Origin of the sequence: Pedococcus sp. 2YAF34, assembly GCF_052114585.1 — a bacterium.
Classification (GTDB): Bacteria; Actinomycetota; Actinomycetes; order Actinomycetales; family Dermatophilaceae; genus Pedococcus.
Window position 1 is genome coordinate 18,910 of sequence record NZ_JBFRFA010000019.1, and the last position, 18,984, is coordinate 37,893.

An 18,984-nucleotide genomic window follows, 5' to 3' on the forward strand; every position below is an offset into this window, starting at 1 on the left:
CCGTCTCACTCGACCCTAGTCGGAACCTGTCGTGATGCCGAGGCCAACTCGCGCAGCAGGGTGGCGGCGTCCGGGCTGCGGTCCAGGAGGCCGCCGACACTGGCGCGGGTGCCCCGGAGCGGCTCGAGCATCGGCACCCGCTGCAGCGAGGCCTGGCCGGGGACGTCGAAGATCACCGAGTCCCACGAGGCGGCCGCGATCTGGTCCGGGTACTTCTCCAGGCACTTGCCCCGGAAGTAGGCGCGGGTGTCCTCCGGCGGCTGGTGCACGGCCTCGAGGACCTGCGCGTCGCTGACCAGCTCCTCGAACCGGCCGGCCCTGCGCAGGCGGTGGAAGATGCCCTTGTCGGGGCGCACGTCGGACCACTGGATGTCGACGGCCCGCAGCCGGGGGTCGGACCAGTCGAGCCCGTCACGGTCGATGTAGCCCTGCAGCACCTGCTGCTTGCCCACCCAGTCGACCTCGCGGGCCGCCTCGGCGGGGTCGCGCTCGAGCTTGTCGAGCACGGTCGCCCACCACCGCATGACCTCCACGGTGTCGTCGTCGCGCTCGGCGCCGTACCGGTCCTGCAGGTAACGCTCGGCGAGCTCGTGGTAGCGCCAGAGGAGCTGCACCGCGGTGAGCTTCGTGCCGTCGCGCAGCTCCACCAGCTGCCGGCAGGTGGGGTCGTGGCTGACGGCCTGCAGCGTGGACACGGGTCGCACGACGGTGAGGTCGACGTCGATGGCCCGGTCCTCGACCATGGCCAGCACCAGCGAGGTGGTGCCGAGCTTGAGCAGGTTGGCGACGTCACAGTGGTTGGCGTCGCCGATGATGACGTGGAGCCGGCGGTAGAGGTCGGCGACGGCGTGCGGCTCGTCGCGGGTGTTGATGATCGGTCGCTTCAGGGTCGTCTCCAGGCCCACCTCGACCTCGAAGAAGTCGCTGCGCTGGCTCAGCTGGAAGCCGTGGTTGCGCGAGTCGACACCGATGCCGACGCGGCCGGACCCCGTCATGACCTGGCGCGCGACGAAGAACGGGACGAGGTGGCGCACGATGTCGGTGAACGGTGTCTCGCGGCGCATGAGGTAGTTCTCGTGCGTGCCGTAGGACTGGCCCTTGCCGTCGGTGTTGTTCTTGTAGAGGTTGACGCCGGGCGGCACCTGCGACAGCCGCCGCACCGACTCGGCCATGATCAGCTCGCCCGCGCGGTCCCACGCCACGGCGGCGCGCGGCGACGTCACCTCCGGCGAGGAGTACTCGGGGTGGGCGTGGTCGACGTAGAGGCGGGCTCCGTTGGTGAGCACCACGTTGGCGAGGGTCGGGTCCTCCTCGTCGGTGAGCTGGCTCGCGTCGGCGAAGGCGCGGCCCACCTCGAACCCGCGGGCGTCGCGCAGCGGCGCCTCGTCCGCGTAGTCCCACGAGGCGTGGGCCGCCCGGATGCCCTGCGCCGACGCGTACGCGTTGACCACCTGGCCCGACAGGAGCATGGGGTTGGCGGCGGGGTCCCCGGGCACGGAGATGCCGTACTCGGTCTCGATGCCCATCACGCGGCGCACGGTCATGGCGCCGACCCCACGACGGGGGATGCTGCGGTGTCCCGGCTCATGTCCTCACCCTAGGTGAGTTAGTTTCGGCGCATGCGCCACTCCCCCAGGGCCATGTACCCGCAGACCGCCCTCCTCACCGCTTTCCTGGACCGCGTCCTGCGACGGCCGGTGCAGCAGCGCTCCGTCGAGGAGATCGTCGCCGATCGCGGCAAGGTCACACCCGACCGGCCGCCCTTCTCCTGGGTCACCGGGGCGGTGGACCGCTCCGTGGGCATCACCTTCGGAACGGCGCCGGCGCGCGACGGCTACGAGATCCCCCTGCGCATCTACCGGCCGCGCGCCCTGCGGGACCGAGACACCGACGCGCCGGTGGTGGTCTTCTTCCACGGTGGCGGGTTCGTCGAGGGCAACGTCGTCATGTACGACCCGCTCTGCAGCCACCTGGCGAGCCGGGTTCGTGCGGTCGTCGTCAGCGTCGACTACCGGCTCGCCCCCGAACACCGGGCGCCCACCGCGGCCCACGACTGCGTCGACGCCACGACCTGGCTCCAGCAGCACGGCGACGTGCTCCACGCGGACACGAGCCGGATGGCCCTGTGCGGCGACAGCGCCGGCGGCAACCTCGCCGCCGTGACCGCCCAGCTGCTGCGCGACCGGGGCGACTCCCCCTTCCGGCACCAGGCCCTGATCTACCCGGCCACCGACATGACCCTGGCATCGCCGTCGATGGACGAGAACGCCGACGCCCCCATGCTCACCAGGGCGAGCGTCGTCGCGTTCCGCGAGCACTACCTGCCGCCGGGCCACGACCACACGGACCCCTTGGTCTCCCCGCTCTTCGGGCGGCTCGACGGGCTGCCGCCGGCCCTCGTCCAGACCGCCGACCTCGACCCGCTGCGCGACGACGGCGTGAGGTATGCCGCCGCGCTGGAGGCTGCGGGCGTGCCGGTCCGGCTCACCAACTACGTGCGCGTGCCGCACGGCTTCGCCTCCATACCGGGCGCTGTGCCGACCGGCGCGCAGCACCGGGCCGAGCTCGTCGAGGAGCTGGTGTCCCACCTCTACGGCGACCGGTTCGGCGATCCGTCTCAACCGGCTGACGGGGAGGTCCCGCCGGCGGCTCCCGCCGGTTAGTCTCGTCTCGGATCATCGGTCGGCCGAGGAGCGTCATGCGGGACATCGTGGTTTTCTCCGGTAGCGCCCACCGGGTCCTGGCCCGCCGGATCTGCGACGGCCTCGGCGTGGAGCTGTCGCCGGTCGAGCTGACCCGGTTCAGCAACGACTGCCTCCAGGCGCAGCTGCTCGCCAACTGCCGCCAGCGCGACGTCTACATCGTGCAGCCGCTGGTGCCACCGACCCAGGAGCACCTCATGGAGCTGCTCCTCATGGTCGACGCGGCCCGCGGCGCGAGCGCTGCGCAGATCACCGCGGTCATCCCGCACTACGCCTACGCGCGGTCCGACAAGAAGGACGCCTCCCGCATCTCCCTCGGCGGGCGCCTGGTGGCCGACATGCTCGTGGCCGCAGGCGTCGACCGCGTCCTGACCATGACTCTGCACGCCCCGCAGGTCCACGGCTTCTTCTCCGTGCCCGTCGACCACCTCACCGCCATCGGGGTGCTGGCCGACCACTTCCGCGGCACCGACCTCAGCCACTCGGTCGTGGTCTCCCCCGACCTCGGCAACGCCAAGACCGCGACCCAGTTCGCCCGGCTCCTCGGGCTGCCGGTGGCGGCGGGGTCCAAGCAGCGCCTGGCCGACGACCGCGTCATCATCGACTCGATCGTGGGAGACGTCGCGGGCCGGCGGGCCATCGTCCTCGACGACGAGATCGCCACCGGTGGCTCCATCGTCGAGCTGCTCGAGCGCCTCGACAGCCTGGGCTGCACCGGCGCCGACGTCGCCTGCACCCACGGCCTGTTCGTCGGCAAGGCCGTCGAGCGGCTGCGGGAGCACCGCATGCTCGGCGAGGTCGTGACCACCGACACCGTCCCCGCCCCGGCCCACTGGCCGGAGCTGCGGGTGCGCTCGGTGGCGCAGCTGTTCGCCGAGGCCATCAAGCGGATCCACGCCGGCGAGTCGGTGAGCAGCCTGTTCGACGGCGTCGACCCGACCCTCTCCCCGCCCCAGGCGACCCTGTTCGACAAGGTCCACGCGTGAGGCGAGCCGCCCCGGCACTCGCGCTCGACGTCGCCTCGGTGCTGCTGTTCGCCGGCATCGGCCGGGCCAGCCACGCGGAGGGCCTGACGGTCGGCGGCGTGCTGGGTGTGGCCTGGCCGTTCCTCGCCGCCCTCGCCGTGGGGTGGGCGGTGGTGCGGGCCCGCGGGACCTGGCCGCTCGCGGTCGGGGCGGCCGCCCCGGTCTGGCTGGTCACCGCCTGCCTCGGCCTGGTGCTCCGCGTCGCCACCGGCGGCGGCTTCGCGTGGAGCTTCGGCGTCGTGACCCTGGTCGTCCTCGGGCTCTTCCTCGTCGGGTGGCGCTGCGCCCGGGAGGTCGGACGGTTCGCCGTCGAGGGGTTGGCGCGGTGGTCGGGCGAGGAGCCGCGGCGCCTCAGCGTCGGCGGGCCGGCTGGGGACGCGCCCGCAGCACGTCGCGCAGCAGCGCCCCCAGCAGGAACGCGCACACCGCCAGGGTCACCGAAGCACTGACGCTCGCACCCTCGCGGCCGAGCCGGTCCACGAGGAAGACGACCCGCGTGCCGAGGAACGCGAGCACCAGGAACTCGACGGCGTTCAGCCGCCACCCACGCGCCCGGCCCCTGGCCAGGAGCCTCACCAGCCAGCCCATGCGCGCCAGTGTGCCGATCCCTTCTCCGGCCAGGGCCGCAACGGGTCGGCCCTCGGCTGAAGGGATGACCAGCCGTTTTGGGTTTGGTAAGGCTTACCTAATACGGTGTCGGCGTGGTCGTTCCTCCCCTCGTCGCCCCAAGCCGGCTCGCCCCGGCCTTCGTGACCTCGCTGCGCTCGCGCGGCGAGGCCCCGGCCGTGCACACCGCGACGCAGGCGCTCACGTATGCCGCGCTGGCCGACCGCGTGGACGAGGCGGCCGCGGCGCTGGGTGGCGGTCGGCAGCTCGTGCTGCTCGCCTGTGACAACACCCTCGAGACCCTCGTGACCTACCTCGGCGCGCTGGCGGCCGGGCACGTCCCCCTCCTCGCCCCGGGCGACCGCCCGCACACCCTCGAGGCCCTCGTCGAGGCCTACGACCCCGACGTCGTCGCAGGTCGGGGTGACGGGGACTGGCAGGTCGTGCGCCGCCCCGAAAGCGCGGACGGCCGGCACGACCTGCACCCCGACCTGGCCCTGCTGCTGCCCACGTCCGGCTCCACGGGTTCCCCCAAGCTGGTCCGGCTGTCGCACGCCAACCTCGACAGCAACGCCGGCGCCATCGCCGAGGCCCTGGGCATCCGTGCCGACGACCGCGCCGTCACCAGCCTCCCGCTGCACTACTGCTACGGCCTCTCGGTCGTGCACAGCCACCTGGCGGTCGGCGCCGCGGTCGTCCTCACCGACCTGTCCGTCGTCGACCCGTGCTTCTGGGAGCTGGCCGACGCGACGGAGGTGACCACCCTGGCGGGGGTCCCACACACCTTCGAGCTCCTCGACCGCAGCGGGTTCGCCGAGCGCGAGCACCCGTCCCTGAGCACGGTCACCGCCGCCGGTGGTCGCCTGGCCCCGGAGACGGCCTCGCGCTACGCCGAGCTCGGCGGCCGTCGTGGGTTCGACCTGTTCGTCATGTACGGGCAGACCGAGGCCACCGCACGGATGGCGGTCCTGCCGCCTGAGCTCCTGGCGACACGGCCCGAGGCCGTCGGCTACGCCGTCCCCGGCGGCTCGTTCAGGGTCGACCCGCTCGGCGAGCTCGAGTGCGGGCTGGGCGAGCTCGTCTACAGCGGCCCCAACGTCATGCTCGGCTACGCCACCGACCCGACCGACCTGGCGCGGGGCCGGGACGTGCACGAGCTGCGTACCGGTGACCTCGCCCGGATGACCCCCGACGGGCTCGTGGAGGTCGTCGGCCGACGGAGCCGGTTCGCCAAGGTCGTCGGTCTGCGCATCGACCTCGACCACGTCGAGCGCGACCTGGCGCAGGAGGGCCTCGAGGCCCACTGCGTCGACCTCGGCGACGCGGTCGGCGTGCTCCTGGCGCAGGCGGGGACGGGCGCTGCGGCCACCGAGGTGCTACGGCGCCGCCACGGCATACCGGCCGGTGCCGTCGTCGCGCTCGACGGGCTCACGCCCCCACGGTTGTCGACGGGCAAGCCCGACTACCCCGGCATGACCGCCCTCCTGGGCGCGCACCGGGAGGAGCAGGAAGAGCCCGCGGCACCGGCGGCCGGCGACCGGCTCGTCGCGGTGGTCGAGCTCTACCGCGAGCTGCTCGACTCCCCGCAGGCCGGGGCTGACTCGAGCTTCGTCGACCTCGGCGGCGACTCCCTGTCCTACGTCGAGGTCTCCCTGCGGCTCGAGCGCGTCCTGGGCGACCTGCCGTCCGGGTGGCACCTGCTGGCGCCGACGGAGCTGGTGGAGGCGGCCGCGCAGGCGGCACCCCGAGCGGGCTCGCGGCTGCACCGCGTGGAGACCAGCGTCGTGGTGCGCGCGGTCGCCGTCCTCCTCATCCTCGCCAACCACACCCACCTGTCGTTCGTGCCCGGCGGGGCGCACACCCTGCTCGCGCTGGCCGGCTACAACCTGGCCCGGTTCCAGCTCACCGACCGGCCCCGCGCGGCCCGGGCGCGCGGCATCGCGCGCAGCGCCCTGCGGATCTGGGCGCCGAGTGCGGCGTGGATCGGCGTCGTGGCGCTCGTCGCGGGCACCTACGACTGGCGCAACGTGCTGCTGCTCAACCAGGTCCTCGGCGACTGGGCGCGCTGGTCACCGCACTGGCACTACTGGTTCATCGAGGCGCTGGTGGCCCTGCTGCTCGGGACGGCACTGCTCGTGTCGGTCCCGGCCGTGGACCGCTTCGAACGGCGCCACCAGCTCGCGCTCCCCCTGGCCCTGGTCGCGGTCGGCATGTTCACGCGGTACTCCGTCCTGGTCCCGGACGCGGGGCCGTACCGGGGCGCGAACGCCTACGTGCTCATCTGGCTGTTCGCCACCGGCTGGGCCGCTGCTAGGGCGAGGACCTGGCCGCAGCGCCTGCTCGTCTCCGCGATCCCTGTCCTGACCGTTCCCGGGTTCTGGCCGACGATGCCCACCCGCGCGGCGACGGTGGTCCTCGGGCTGCTCGTCCTCATCTGGGTGCCGACCGTGGCGCTGCCCGCCTGGCTCGGACGCGCCGCGTCACTGGTGGCCGGTGCCAGCCTCTTCGTCTACCTCACGCACTTCGTCGTCTACCCGCACATCATGGCGACGAGCTCGGTCCTGGCCATGGCCGCGTCGGTCGTCGTCGGCATCGCCTACTGGCAGCTGTGGCTCCGCGTGGAGTCGACGGCAGGGCGGCTCGCCGCCCGGGTGACCCGGCTGACGCGCCGGACCACCTGAGCGGGCCGACGGCTCAGAGGTACTGGCCGGTGTTGGCGACGTTGTCGATCGACCGACCCGGCTCGGTACCGCTCTTGCCGGTGATCAGCGTGCGGATGTAGACGATCCGCTCGCCCTTCTTGCCGGAGATGCGGGCCCAGTCGTCGGGGTTGGTCGTGTTGGGCAGGTCCTCGTTCTCCTTGAACTCGTCGACGCAGCTGGCGAGCAGGTGGTCGACCCGGATGCCCTTGGCGCCGACGGTGAGGAAGTCCTTGATCGCCATCTTCTTGGCGCGGTCGACGATGTTCTGGATCATGGCGCCGGAGTTGAAGTCCTTGAAGTAGAGGACCTCCTTGTCGCCGTTGGCGTAGGTGACCTCGAGGAAGCGGTTCTCCTCGATCTCGGAGTACATCCGCTCCACGGTGGCCGTGATCATCGCGTCGACCGTGGCCTGGGCCGAGCCGTCGTGCTCGGACAGGTCGTGCTCGTGCAGCGGCAGGTCGGCGGTGAGGTACTTGGTGAAGATGTCGCGGGCGCTCTCGGCGTCGGGGCGCTCGATCTTGATCTTCACGTCGAGGCGTCCGGGTCGCAGGATGGCCGGGTCGATCATGTCCTCGCGGTTGGAGGCGCCGATGACGATGACGTTCTCGAGCCGCTCGACTCCGTCGATCTCCGAGAGCAGCTGCGGGACGATCGTCGTCTCGACGTCGGAGGAGACGCCCGACCCGCGCGTGCGGAACAGGCTGTCCATCTCGTCGAAGAACACGACCACGGGCGTGCCGCCGGAGGCCTTCTCCCGGGCCCGCTGGAAGATCAGGCGGATGTGGCGCTCGGTCTCGCCGACGTACTTGTTGAGCAGCTCGGGGCCCTTGATGTTGAGGAAGAACGACTTGCCGATGGGCTTGCCCTCCTTCTCGGCGACCTTCCTGGCCAGGGAGGACGCGACCGCCTTGGCGATGAGCGTCTTGCCACAGCCGGGCGGCCCGTAGAGCAGGACCCCCTTCGGGGGCTTGAGCTGGTGCTCGGTGAACAGGTCGGGGTGCAGGTAGGGCAGCTCGACGGCGTCGCGGATGGCCTCGATCTGCCCCGCCAGCCCGCCGATGTCCTCGTAGTCGATGTCCGGGACCTCTTCGAGGACCAGCTCGGCGACCTCGGCCTTGGGGATGCGCTCGTAGACGAACCCGGACCGCGGCTCGAGCAGCAGGGCGTCGCCGACCCGGATCGGCTCGCCCTCGAGGGAGTCGGCGAGGCGGCAGACCCGCTCCTCGTCGGCGTGGGCCACGATGAGCACCCGGCCCTCGCCGAGCAGCTCCTTGATCATGACGACCTCGCCGACCCGCTCGTAGCCGCAGGTCGCCACGACGTTCATCGCCTCGTTGAGCCGCACCTCGCGGCCGCTGGAGAGCTCGGCGGGGTCGACCGCCGGGCTGACGGCCACGTGCATCTTGCGACCGCCCGTGAGGATGTCGACGGTGGCGTCGTCGTAGGACTCGAGGATCACGCCGTACGCCGCCGGCGGCTGGGCGAGCCGGTCGACCTCGGACTTCAGGGTGACGATCTGCTCGCGCGCCTCCTTCAGGGTGCGCACCAGCCGCTCGTTCTGGGAGGAGATGGTCGCGAGGTTGGACTGCAGCTGAAGCACCTTGGTCTCGAGCTCCCGGGACCGAACGGGGGCGTCCGCGAGCCGCTGCCGCAGGGCGGCGACCTCCTCGGACAGGAGCTCCGCCTGGCGGCGCTCCTCGCGGCTGTCGTGGTGCGGGGTGTGGTCGGTCATGTCGACTCCCTCGGTGGCGAACCTCGGTCATCGACCGTGCGGGGACGGCCGATGACCCAACCTAACCCCGAACTACTCCGGGGTCTCGGAGGTTTGCGTCACAGAACGGCGAACCCGCCGGATCTTCTTGTCTGATGGGACGCGCTCGCCGATGTCCTCGGGGGTGAACTCGCCCTCACGGCCGAAACCGCTGTCCTGCACCGGCACCCCGTCGCCGTCGACCGCTCCCTTCGCGGGACGGCGCTTGCGCAGCGGCGGGGTGACCCCGGGCGCCAGCCTGCGGGTGGTGATGAGGAAGCCGGTGTGGCCGTGCATCCGGTGCTGCGGCCGGACCGCCAGGCCCTCGAGGTGCCAGCCGCGGACGAGCGACTCCCACGCCTCCGGCTCGGTGTAGCCGCCGTGCTCTCGCACCCCTTCGGCCACGCGCGACAGCTGGGTCGCCGTGGCGACGTAGCAGATGAGGACGCCGCCGGGCACCAGCGCGCCGGACACCGCGCCCAGGCACTCCCAAGGAGCGAGCATGTCGAGGACGACGCGGTCGACCGACCCGGGTGCGACGTGCTTCGGCAGCTCCTCCACGAGGTCGCCGACGGTGACCTCCCAGGCGGGGTGGTCCTCACCGAAGAACGCCCGGGCGTTGCCCTTGGCGATGTCGGCGAAGTCGGCGCGGCGCTCGAACGAGTGCACGCTGCCCGTCTCCCCCACCGCGCGCAGCAGGCTCATCGACAGGGCACCGGACCCGACGCCGGCCTCGACGACGCGGGCGCCGGGGAAGATGTCGGCCATGGTGACGATCTGGCCGGCGTCCTTGGGGTAGACGACGGCGGCGCCACGCGGCATCGACATGACGTAGTCGGCCAGCAGAGGCCGCAGCGCGAGGTACTCGACCCCGGCGGTGTTGCGGGCCACGGAGCCGTCGGGCGCACCGATGAGGTCGTCGTGGAGCAGGCGCCCACGGTGGGTGTGGAACTCGCGACCGGCCTCCAGGGTGATGGTGTGCAGACGGCCCTTCGGGTCGGTCAGCTGCACCCGCTCCCCCTCCACGAACGGCCCTCGCCGCAGGTGGGCGCCGGTGGCGCGGGGCGTGGTCTGGTCGGGGGCGCTGCTCATGAGCCGCGAGTCTAGTTGCGCCCGAGCGCCTTCCCGATGTCGGTCGCGTGCACGACGCCCACGACCCGTCCGCCGTGGACGACGGCGCCCACCGCGATGCCGAACTCCTGCAGCACCGCGATGGCGGGCATGACGTCCCCGGCGGGGTCTGCGTCGACGACCCACCCCGGGTGCTGGTGGCTCGCGACGGCGCTCACCGGGGTCTGCGGGCGCGCGTCAGGGGGCACCGAGGCCAGGTGCTCGCCGTCCACGTATGCCGTCGGGCGACCGTGGTCGTCCACGACCACCACCTCCGTGCCCGGACCCGTGGGGAGCTCTGAGACCGTGGCGTCGGAGCGGACGGCGAACGCCGGGTGCATCACCTGCCCGAGCCGCAGCCGCCCGATCGTCGCGAGGGCGTGGCCGCGGCGGATGGACTCGGTGGCACCACCCCACAGGACCGAGGCGATGACCAGCACCCACAGAAGGCCGAACCCCACCGTCTGTCCCTGCGCGACCGGCCGGACGAAGAACCACAGCACGAGCAGCACCGTCAGGACGCGCCCGCTCCAGCCGGCCACGACCGACCCGCGGTTGCGGTCGCCGGTGGCCTTCCAGACCAGGCACTCGAGGACCTGGCCGCCGTCGAGCGGCATCCCGGGCAGGATGTTGAGGACGGCCAGGGAGCCGTTGATGATCACGAGGCCGTAGAGGATCCGGCCTGCCACGTCACCGGTGACGACCGGCAGCGCCGCCCAGGCCAGCAGCGCGAACAGGGCGTTGGAGGCCGGTCCGGCGGCCGCCACGAGCGCCATCCGGCCCGGCGTGGTGCGCACCGCCTCCATGGAGGTGTGGCCGCCCCACACGTTGGCCACGATCCGCACCACCGGCATCCCGAAGCCTCTGGCCACCACGGCGTGCGCGGCCTCGTGGACCAGGACGCAGACCAGCAGCGCCAGGGCCTGCGTGACGCCGACGGCCACGCCCGTCAGGGGCCTGGTGGGCAGCAGCGGCGCTGCGACGATGGCCGTGATGACGACCGCGATGACGAACCAGCTGGGGGCGAGGTAGACGGGGATCCCCGCGACACGTGCGATCCGCACGCCGAGGCCGCGTTCGTCGGCCTCCCCCGCCCGGTGGCCCGGGGCCTCGTGCCCGGGGGCCGCCGCTGTCATGTCACGACACTACGTGAACCGCGCGCACGCCGGACGACCCCCCGCGCCATACTTGGACGGTGTCCGATTCCTCCACGCTGCAGCCAGACGCGACCGACGAGCTGAGGGCCGCCCTCACCGAGCGGATCCTCGTGATGGACGGCGCCATGGGCACCATGATCCAGCGCGAGGGGCTCGGCGAGGAGGACTACCGCGGTGAGCGCTTCGCCGACTGGCCGAGCGACCTCAAGGGCAACAACGACCTGCTGAGCCTCACCCAGCCGGAGATCATCGCTGGCATCCACACGGCATACCTCGAGGCGGGCGCCGACCTCGTCGAGACCAACACCTTCAACGCGCAGAAGATCTCCCTCGCCGACTACGGCATGGAGGACCTCGCCTACGAGATCAACCTCGAGTCCGCGCGGCTGGCCCGGCGGGCCTGCGACGCGATGACCGAGCGCACCCCGGACCGGCCCCGCTGGGTGCTCGGCGCCCTCGGCCCGACCAACCGCACGGCATCCATCTCCCCCGACGTCAACGACCCGGGCAAGCGCAACATCACCTTCGACGAGCTAGTCGACGCCTACGGCGAGCAGGCCCGCGGACTCGTCGACGGCGGCGCCGACGTCCTCATCGTCGAGACGATCTTCGACACCCTCAACGCCAAGGCGGCGATCTTCGCCCTCGAGACACTGTTCGAGGAGCACGGCCGCCGCTGGCCGGTCATCATCTCCGGCACCATCACCGACGCCTCGGGGCGCACGCTCTCCGGCCAGGTCACCGAGGCGTTCTGGAACTCCGTGCGGCACGCGCGCCCGCTCGCGGTCGGGCTCAACTGCGCGCTCGGCGCAGCCGAGATGCGCCCCTATGCTGCGGAGATCGCCCGCGTGGCCGACACCTTCGTCTCCTGCTACCCCAACGCCGGGCTGCCCAACGCCTTCGGCGAGTACGACGAGATGCCCGACCAGATGGCCGCGGTGGTGGGCGAGTTCGCCGAGGCGGGGCTGGTCAACCTGCTGGGCGGCTGCTGCGGCACCACCCCCGACCACATCGCCGCCATCGCCAAGGCGGCCGCCGATCAGAAGCCGCGCGTCCCGGCCGAGGTCGCCCCCGCGCTGCGCCTGTCCGGCCTCGAGCCCTTGACGGTCACCGAGGAGTCGCTGTTCGTCAACGTCGGTGAGCGCACCAACATCACCGGGTCGGCGCGGTTCCGCAAGCTCATCCAGGCCGAGGACTACGGCACGGCCCTCAACGTCGCACGCCAGCAGGTCGAGGCCGGCGCCCAGGTCATCGACATCAACATGGACGAGGGGATGATCGACGGCGTCGCGGCCATGGACCGCTTCGTCAAGCTCGTCGCCAGCGAGCCCGACATCTCCCGGGTGCCGGTCATGGTCGACTCCTCGAAGTGGGACGTCATCGAGGCCGGCCTCAAGTGCGTGCAGGGCAAGCCGATCGTCAACTCCATCTCCATGAAGGAGGGCGTCGAGCCGTTCGTCGAGCACGCCCGGCTGTGCCGCAAGTACGGCGCCGCGATCGTCGTCATGGCCTTCGATGAGGACGGCCAGGCCGACTCCCTCGAGCGGCGCAAGGTGATCTGCCGGCGGGCCTACGACATCCTCACGCAGGAGGTCGGGTTCCCCGCCGAGGACATCATCTTCGACCCCAACATCTTCGCGGTGGCCACGGGCATCGAGGAGCACGCCGCATACGGCACCGACTTCATCGAGGCGACCCGCTGGATCAAGGAGAACCTCCCCGGGGCGCTGGTGTCCGGAGGGGTCTCCAACGTCTCGTTCTCGTTCCGCGGCAACAACCCCGTCCGCGAGGCGATCCACGCGGTGTTCCTGTTCCACGCCATCAAGGCGGGCATGGACATGGGCATCGTCAACGCGGGTGCGCTCGTCGTCTACGACCAGGTCGACCCCGGGCTGCGCGAGCGCATCGAGGACGTCGTCCTCAACCGCCGCCCGGACTCCACCGAGCGGCTGCTCGAGGTAGCCGACTCGTTCAACACCGGCGACACCAAGCAGGAGGCCATCGCCGAGGAGTGGCGATCGCTGCCCGTCGGCGAACGCATCACCTACGCCCTCGTCAAGGGCATCGACGAGCACGCCGAGTCCGACACCGAGGAGCTGCGGCAGCAGATCAGCGCCCGCGGCGGCCGGCCCATCGAGGTCATCGAGGGCCCGTTGATGGACGGCATGAACGTCGTCGGCGACCTGTTCGGCAGCGGCAAGATGTTCCTGCCGCAGGTGGTGAAGTCGGCCCGCGTCATGAAGAAGGCCGTCGCCTACCTCATCCCGTTCATCGAGGCCGAGAAGACCGAGGCCGAGGTCGCGCAGAACCGCAGCAAGGGCAAGATCGTCCTCGCCACCGTCAAGGGCGACGTCCACGACATCGGCAAGAACATCGTCGGCGTCGTGCTGCAGTGCAACAACTACGACGTCGTCGACCTCGGCGTGATGGTGCCGGCGCAGAAGATCATCGACACGGCGAAGGCCGAGAACGCAGACGTGATCGGCCTCTCCGGGCTGATCACCCCCAGCCTCGACGAGATGGTCGGGTTCGCCTCGGAGATGGAGCGCCAGGGCCTGCACCTGCCCCTGCTCATCGGCGGCGCCACCACGTCGCGGGCGCACACCGCCGTCAAGGTCGACCAGCAGTACCACGGGCCCGTGGTGTGGGTGAAGGACGCGTCGCGCTCGGTGCCGGTCGTCTCCCGGCTGCTCGCCGACGACCAGCGCGAGGCGCTGCTCGAGGAGGTGCGCGCCGACTTCGAGAGCCTGCGGGCACGGCACGCAGCGAAGTCCACCGAACGTCCGCTGGTCTCCCTCGAGGCGGCCCGGGCCAAGGCGACGCCGGTGGACTGGACCACCTACCGTCCCCCCGTGCCGCACCTGGTGGCCGCGCAGGAGAAGGAGCTGCTGCGCCTGCAGTCCGGCCACCGCGGCAAGACCGTCACCCAGTTCGTGCGGACGTTCACCGACTACCCCATCGACGAGCTGCGGGACTACATCGACTGGGGGCCGTTCTTCCTCGCCTGGGAGATGAAGGGCCGCTTCCCCGACATCCTCAACAACCCTGCCACGGGTGAGGCGGCGACCCGTCTCTACGAGGACGCCCAGCAGATGCTCGACCGCATCGTCGAGGAGCGCTGGCTGCGCGCGAGCGGCGTCTTCGGCCTGTTTCCTGCCGCCTCCGTCGGTGACGACATCGAGGTCTACGGCGACGAGTCGCGCGAGCACGTTCTGACCACCCTGCACAGCCTGCGCCAGCAGGGCCAGCACCGCCCCGGGGTGCCCAACCGGGCGATGTCGGACTTCGTGGCGCCCAAGGAGTCCGGGCTCCACGACCACGTCGGGGCGTTCGCCGTCACCGCCGGTCTCGGCGCCCAGGACAAGGTCGCCGAGTTCAAGGCGGCCAACGACGACTACAGCGCCATCCTGCTCGAGTCCCTCGCCGACCGGCTCGCGGAGGCCTTCGCCGAGCGCCTGCACGAGCGGGTGCGCCACGACTTCTGGGGCTACGCCCCCGACGAGCACCTCAAGAACGACGACCTGATCGCCGAGCGCTACACCGGTATCCGGCCCGCGCCGGGCTACCCGATGTGCCCCGACCACACCGAGAAGATGCTCCTCTGGGAACTGCTCGACGTGGAGAAGCACACCGGTATCGAGCTCACCGAGTCGATGGCGATGTGGCCGGGTGCAGCGGTGTCCGGGTGGTACTTCTCGCACCCGCAGTCGCAGTACTTCGTCGTCGGTCGTCTCGGCCGCGACCAGGTCGAGGACTACGCCGAGCGCAAGGGCTGGACGCTGCGCGAGGCCGAGCGGTGGCTGAGCCCCAACCTCGGCTACCAGCCCGACGACTGACCCCCCTCTCTTTCCCCACTTGTTGCCAGAGGGTGGTCACGGAACCCGCGAATCGGGCCTCTGCTGACCACCTGGTGGCAACAAGTGGGGGGTGGTCCCACAGGTATGGCGCGGGCTGTCCGGTCCTGTCGGTCGCCGCACCTAGAGTGCGGGTCATGGTTCCCGCCCTGTCCCCGAGCCGCGCGTCGGACTTCAAGCAGTGCCCGCTGCTCTACCGGTTCCGCACCATCGACAAGCTGCCCTCGCCGCCGAGCCCTGCCGCGGCACGGGGCACGCTCGTCCACGCGGTGCTGGAGCGGCTGTTCGACCTCCCGGCTGACCAGCGCACGCCGGCCGCGGCGCAGTCACTGCTGGGCCCGCAGTGGGAAGCACTGGTCGAGGAGGAGCCCGAGCTCGCCGCGATGATCGCCGACGACGAGAAGCTCACCGAGGACGGGTGGTTCGACGACGCCCAGGCCCTGATCGAGACGTGGTTCACCCTCGAGGACCCCACCCGGCTCGAGCCCGCCGAGCGTGAGCTCTACGTCGAGACCGAGCTCGACGGCCTGGTCCTGCGTGGCTACGTCGACCGCCTCGACGTCGCGCCCGACGGCGCGATGCGGGTCGTCGACTACAAGACCGGCCGCTCCCCCAGCGAGCTCTTCGAGGGCAAGGCGCTGTTCCAGATGAAGTTCTACGCCCTGGTGCTGTGGCGGCTGCGCGGTGAGATCCCGCGGCTTCTGCAGCTGGTCTACCTGGGCAACGGCGAGGTCGTCCGCTACGCCCCCGACGAGCACGACCTGCTCGGCCTCGAGCGCAACCTCAAGGCCGTCTGGACCGCCATCGAGCACGCGGCCACCACCGGTGACTGGCGACCGAAGACCTCGCGGCTGTGCGACTGGTGCGACTTCCGGGCGTTCTGCCCGGCCTGGGGCGGCACGCCACCGCCGCTGCCCGAGGGGGCGGCGCTGCTGGCGCTCGACCCCGCCGTGTCGGGCCAGGTCGTCCCGGCCGACGACTGAGCGCTACTGCTGGCGGGCGCCGTCGAAGACCGTGCGCAGGTCGGCAGGCGTGAGCCCGCGAAGGCTGGGGACCTGGACGGCCCCCACGGTCACCGGTACCGGCACGACGTGCGGCACGGCGATGGTCGGCACCCCCGCCGCGACGGCGGACCGAACCCCCGTCGGGGAGTCCTCGATCGCGACGCAGTCGGCCACATTGACCCCGAGGGTGCGTGCCGCGGCGAGGTAGGGCTCGGGGTGTGGCTTGCCGTGCTCGACCTCGTCGCCGGTGATGACCGCGGTGAACGTCTGCGCCGGCAGCGCCGCGAGGACGGCGTCGGCCAGGGAGCGCCACGACATGGTGACCAGCGCGCTCGGTACGCCGGCCTCCTGCAACGCGGTGAGGAGCTCGAGGGCGCCGGGACGCCACGGCACGTGCTCGGCCACCTGCGCCACGACGCGTCGCAGCAGCTCCTCGATGATCTCGACCGGGTCGAGCTCGACGGGGCTGTTGTCGCGGATGAACTGCGCGGACACCATCAGGTCGTTGCCGACGAGCTGGTGGGCGTACTCGTCGCTCCAGGTGCCGCCGGCCTCCTCGACGATCGCGTGCTCGGCGTTGATCCAGTAGGGCTCGGTGTCAACCAGCGTCCCGTCCATGTCCCACAGGACGGCCGCCGGCAGCCGGTCGGTGGAGGCGGTCGACGGGGACGAGGACATGGCTGTGGGGCTCCGGCTGGTTCGGGGGTGGTGGTGCTGGTGGGGTGGCGCGCGAGGGTGGAGGCGGCGCGCCCGACTATACGCAGGCGGCGGGACCCGGCAGCACCGCGGACCGTAGGCTGGGAGGACTGAGTGCCGCCGGGCACGGGCGAGGAGGAACGGTGATCGAGCTCGAGGACGTACCGGAGCTGAACAACCCGGTCGTCATCGCGGCCTTCGAGGGCTGGAACGACGCGGGCGAGGCTGCCACCGCAGCCATCGACCACCTCGTCGACGTCTGGGACGCCGAGGCCGTCGCCGCCCTCGACCCGGAGGACTACTACGACTTCCAGGTCAACCGGCCGCGGGTCGTCCTCGACGACGGCCGACGCCGCATCCACTGGCGCACGACGCGGATCCTCGTGGCCAGCAGCGAGACGCTGCAGCGCGACGTGGTGCTCATCCAGGGCATCGAGCCGTCGTTCCGCTGGCGTGCCTTCACCATCGAGCTGATGGAGTTCGCCCAGCAGGTGGGGGCGTCGACGGTCTTCACCCTCGGCGCCCTCATGGCCGACGTGGCACACACCCGTCCCATCCCGGTCACCGCCACCTCCGACGACGACGACGTCATCCACCGCTTCGACCTCGAGCCGAGCCGATACGAGGGCCCGACGGGCATCGTGGGCGTGCTGGCCGACGCCGCCACGCAGTCGGGCATGCAGTCGATCTCGTGCTGGGCCGCCGTCCCGCACTACGCCGGCCACTCCCCGTCCCCCAAGGCGACGCTGGCGCTCGTCTCGCGGCTGGAGGAGCTGCTCGACGCCCCCATCCCCCACGGTGACCTCGCCGACGGCGCGCGGGCGTGGGAGCGCGGCATCAACGAGCTCGCCGAGACCGACGAGGAGGTCGCGGAGTACGTCCAGTCCCTCGAGCAGGCCCAGGACACCGCCGACCTGCCGGAGGCCAGCGGCGACGCGATCGCCCGCGAGTTCGAGCGCTACCTGCGCCGGCGCGGCCAGGACGGCCCCGGCCAGCCGGGCTGAGCCAGCCGGGCTGAGCCAGCCGCGCTGAGCCAGCCGGGACGAGCCGGGCCGGGCTGACCCGAAGCGCCTCAGCGTGTTGGCAGGTCAGCCTCGAGACCAGGTCAGATCCGGGTCAGACGCGGACGCCGAGGACGGCGTCGAGGGCGCGGGCCAGGACGCCGGACGCCGCGGTGTCGCTGCCACCCCGGGTGAGGCACTCCTTGGCCCAGCGGTCCACGGCCGCGAGGGCGCCCGGGGTGTCGAGGTCGTCGGCCACATGGCGACGCACCTGCTCGACGACGTCCTCGCTGTCCGGGGCCCCGTCGACAGAGAGAGCGGCGCCCCACGTGTCGAGGCGCTCCTGGGCCTGCTTGAGCAGGTCGTCGCTCCACGACCACTCCGTGCGGTAGTGCTGCGACAGCAGGGCGAGCCGGATGGCCATGGGGTCGACGCCTTCGGCCCGTAGGGCCGAGACGAGCACGAGGTTTCCCCTGGACTTGCTCATCTTCTCGCCGTCGAGGCCGACCATGGCCTGGTGGGCGTAGGTGCGGGCGAACGGCCGCTCCCCGGTGAGGACGACGGCCTGGGTGGCGCTCATCTCGTGGTGCGGGAAGACGAGGTCGGTGCCACCGCCCTGCACGTCGAACGTCATGCCCAGGTGGTCCAGGGCGATGGCGGTGCACTCGATGTGCCATCCGGGACGGCCGGCGGGCAGCCCGTCGACCTCCCAGGAGGGTTCGCCCTCACGGGCCGCGCGCCACAGCAGCGGGTCGAGCGCGTCGCGCTTGCCCTCGCGGTGGGGGTCGCCGCCGCGCTCGGCGTAGACCTCGAGCATCTGCTCGCGCGTCCAGCCCGAGACGCCGCCGAAGCCCTCGTCGCTGGTGAGGTCGAGGTACACGTCGTCACCGTCGGACTCGGCCGTCGGCACGGAGTACGCCGCGCCGCGGTCCACGAGCCCCCGGACCGCCTTGGCGACCGAGTCGATGCTCTCGACGACGCCGACGTAGTGGTCGGGCGGGATGACGGCCAGGGCGGTCATGTCCTCGCGGAACAGGGCGATCTCGCGGGTGGCGAGGTCCTCCCACCGCACGCCGTCCCGCTGCGCGCGCTCGATGAGCGGGTCGTCGACGTCGGTGATGTTCTGCACGTAGACCACGTCGTGGCCGGCGTCGCGAAGGGCGCGGCCGAGGACGTCGAACGTGACGTAGGTGGCCGCGTGCCCCATGTGCGTGGCGTCGTACGGCGTGATGCCGCAGACGTACATCCGCGCGGTCGGCCCCGGGGTGAGGGGGCGCACGACACCGGAGGCGGTGTCGAAGACCTGGACCGGGTGGCCGGTGCCGGGGACGGCGGGGAGGAACGGGGTCGGCCAGGAGATCACAGCGGAACTCTACG

At 71.7% G+C, this 18,984-nt stretch carries 13 protein-coding genes; 7 read left to right on the forward strand and 6 right to left on the reverse strand.

All coding sequences use genetic code 11. The annotated features are described in order from the left end of the window. Positions 1-5 precede the first annotated feature (5 nt). On the reverse strand, positions 6-1,544 hold the full coding sequence (dop, locus tag AB4Z02_RS11545) for a depupylase/deamidase Dop (protein WP_056885147.1): 1,539 nt from the start codon (positions 1,542-1,544) through the stop codon (positions 6-8). Between the two features lie 75 nt (positions 1,545-1,619). Here dop and AB4Z02_RS11550 point away from each other — a divergent pair, with 75 nt between their 5' ends. From AB4Z02_RS11550 to AB4Z02_RS11565, 4 genes are all read left to right on the forward strand, one after another. Further along, the gene (locus tag AB4Z02_RS11550) at positions 1,620-2,663 is read left to right on the forward strand and encodes an alpha/beta hydrolase (protein ID WP_441971107.1); all 1,044 of its coding nucleotides are present in this window, start codon (positions 1,620-1,622) and stop codon (positions 2,661-2,663) included. A 35-nt stretch (positions 2,664-2,698) separates the two neighbouring features. Continuing rightward, complete coding sequence (locus AB4Z02_RS11555; RefSeq protein ID WP_056885149.1) at positions 2,699-3,688, forward strand: ribose-phosphate diphosphokinase; 990 nt, start codon at positions 2,699-2,701, stop codon at positions 3,686-3,688. Next, positions 3,685-4,176, forward strand: coding sequence for a DUF3054 domain-containing protein (locus AB4Z02_RS11560; RefSeq protein WP_441971109.1), 492 nt, complete (start codon positions 3,685-3,687; stop codon positions 4,174-4,176). The genes AB4Z02_RS11555 and AB4Z02_RS11560 overlap by 4 nt, the downstream gene beginning before the upstream one ends. 252 nt (positions 4,177-4,428) lie before the next feature. Continuing rightward, positions 4,429-7,014 (forward strand): AMP-binding protein, encoded by a 2,586-nt coding sequence (locus tag AB4Z02_RS11565; protein ID WP_441971110.1) that lies wholly within the window; start codon positions 4,429-4,431, stop codon positions 7,012-7,014. A gap of 13 nt (positions 7,015-7,027) precedes the next feature. Here AB4Z02_RS11565 and arc read toward each other — a convergent pair whose 3' ends face one another. The 3 genes from arc to AB4Z02_RS11580 form a co-directional block, all read right to left on the reverse strand. Then, positions 7,028-8,767, reverse strand: coding sequence for a proteasome ATPase (gene arc, locus AB4Z02_RS11570; protein WP_441971112.1), 1,740 nt, complete (start codon positions 8,765-8,767; stop codon positions 7,028-7,030). 72 nt (positions 8,768-8,839) lie between these two features. Further along, positions 8,840-9,877 carry a tRNA (adenine-N1)-methyltransferase gene (locus AB4Z02_RS11575; protein ID WP_441971114.1) on the reverse strand — a complete coding sequence of 346 codons (1,038 nt, stop codon included), beginning with the start codon at positions 9,875-9,877 and terminating at the stop codon, positions 8,840-8,842. An 11-nt stretch (positions 9,878-9,888) separates the two neighbouring features. Further along, on the reverse strand, positions 9,889-11,031 hold the full coding sequence (locus tag AB4Z02_RS11580) for a site-2 protease family protein (protein WP_056885153.1): 1,143 nt from the start codon (positions 11,029-11,031) through the stop codon (positions 9,889-9,891). 59 nt (positions 11,032-11,090) lie between these two features. Between AB4Z02_RS11580 and metH the strand changes: the two genes are divergently transcribed. Both metH and AB4Z02_RS11590 read left to right on the forward strand, forming a co-directional pair. Beyond that, entirely contained in the window at positions 11,091-14,888 is a 3,798-nt protein-coding gene (gene metH / locus AB4Z02_RS11585) for a methionine synthase (RefSeq protein WP_441971115.1), read from the forward strand. A gap of 155 nt (positions 14,889-15,043) precedes the next feature. After that, positions 15,044-15,889: a RecB family exonuclease gene (locus AB4Z02_RS11590; protein ID WP_441971117.1), complete on the forward strand. Its 846-nt coding sequence runs from the start codon at positions 15,044-15,046 to the stop codon at positions 15,887-15,889. A 3-nt stretch (positions 15,890-15,892) separates the two neighbouring features. Here AB4Z02_RS11590 and AB4Z02_RS11595 read toward each other — a convergent pair whose 3' ends face one another. Beyond that, positions 15,893-16,588 (reverse strand): HAD family hydrolase, encoded by a 696-nt coding sequence (locus tag AB4Z02_RS11595; protein ID WP_441971119.1) that lies wholly within the window; start codon positions 16,586-16,588, stop codon positions 15,893-15,895. Positions 16,589-16,749: 161 nt separating this feature from the next. Between AB4Z02_RS11595 and AB4Z02_RS11600 the strand changes: the two genes are divergently transcribed. Further along, positions 16,750-17,610 carry a PAC2 family protein gene (locus tag AB4Z02_RS11600; RefSeq protein ID WP_441971120.1) on the forward strand — a complete coding sequence of 287 codons (861 nt, stop codon included), beginning with the start codon at positions 16,750-16,752 and terminating at the stop codon, positions 17,608-17,610. Positions 17,611-17,722: 112 nt separating this feature from the next. On the opposite strand, the gene mshC is transcribed toward AB4Z02_RS11600, so the two are convergent. After that, complete coding sequence (mshC, locus tag AB4Z02_RS11605; RefSeq protein WP_441971122.1) at positions 17,723-18,970, reverse strand: cysteine--1-D-myo-inosityl 2-amino-2-deoxy-alpha-D-glucopyranoside ligase; 1,248 nt, start codon at positions 18,968-18,970, stop codon at positions 17,723-17,725. Between the last annotated feature and the right edge of the window lie 14 nt (positions 18,971-18,984).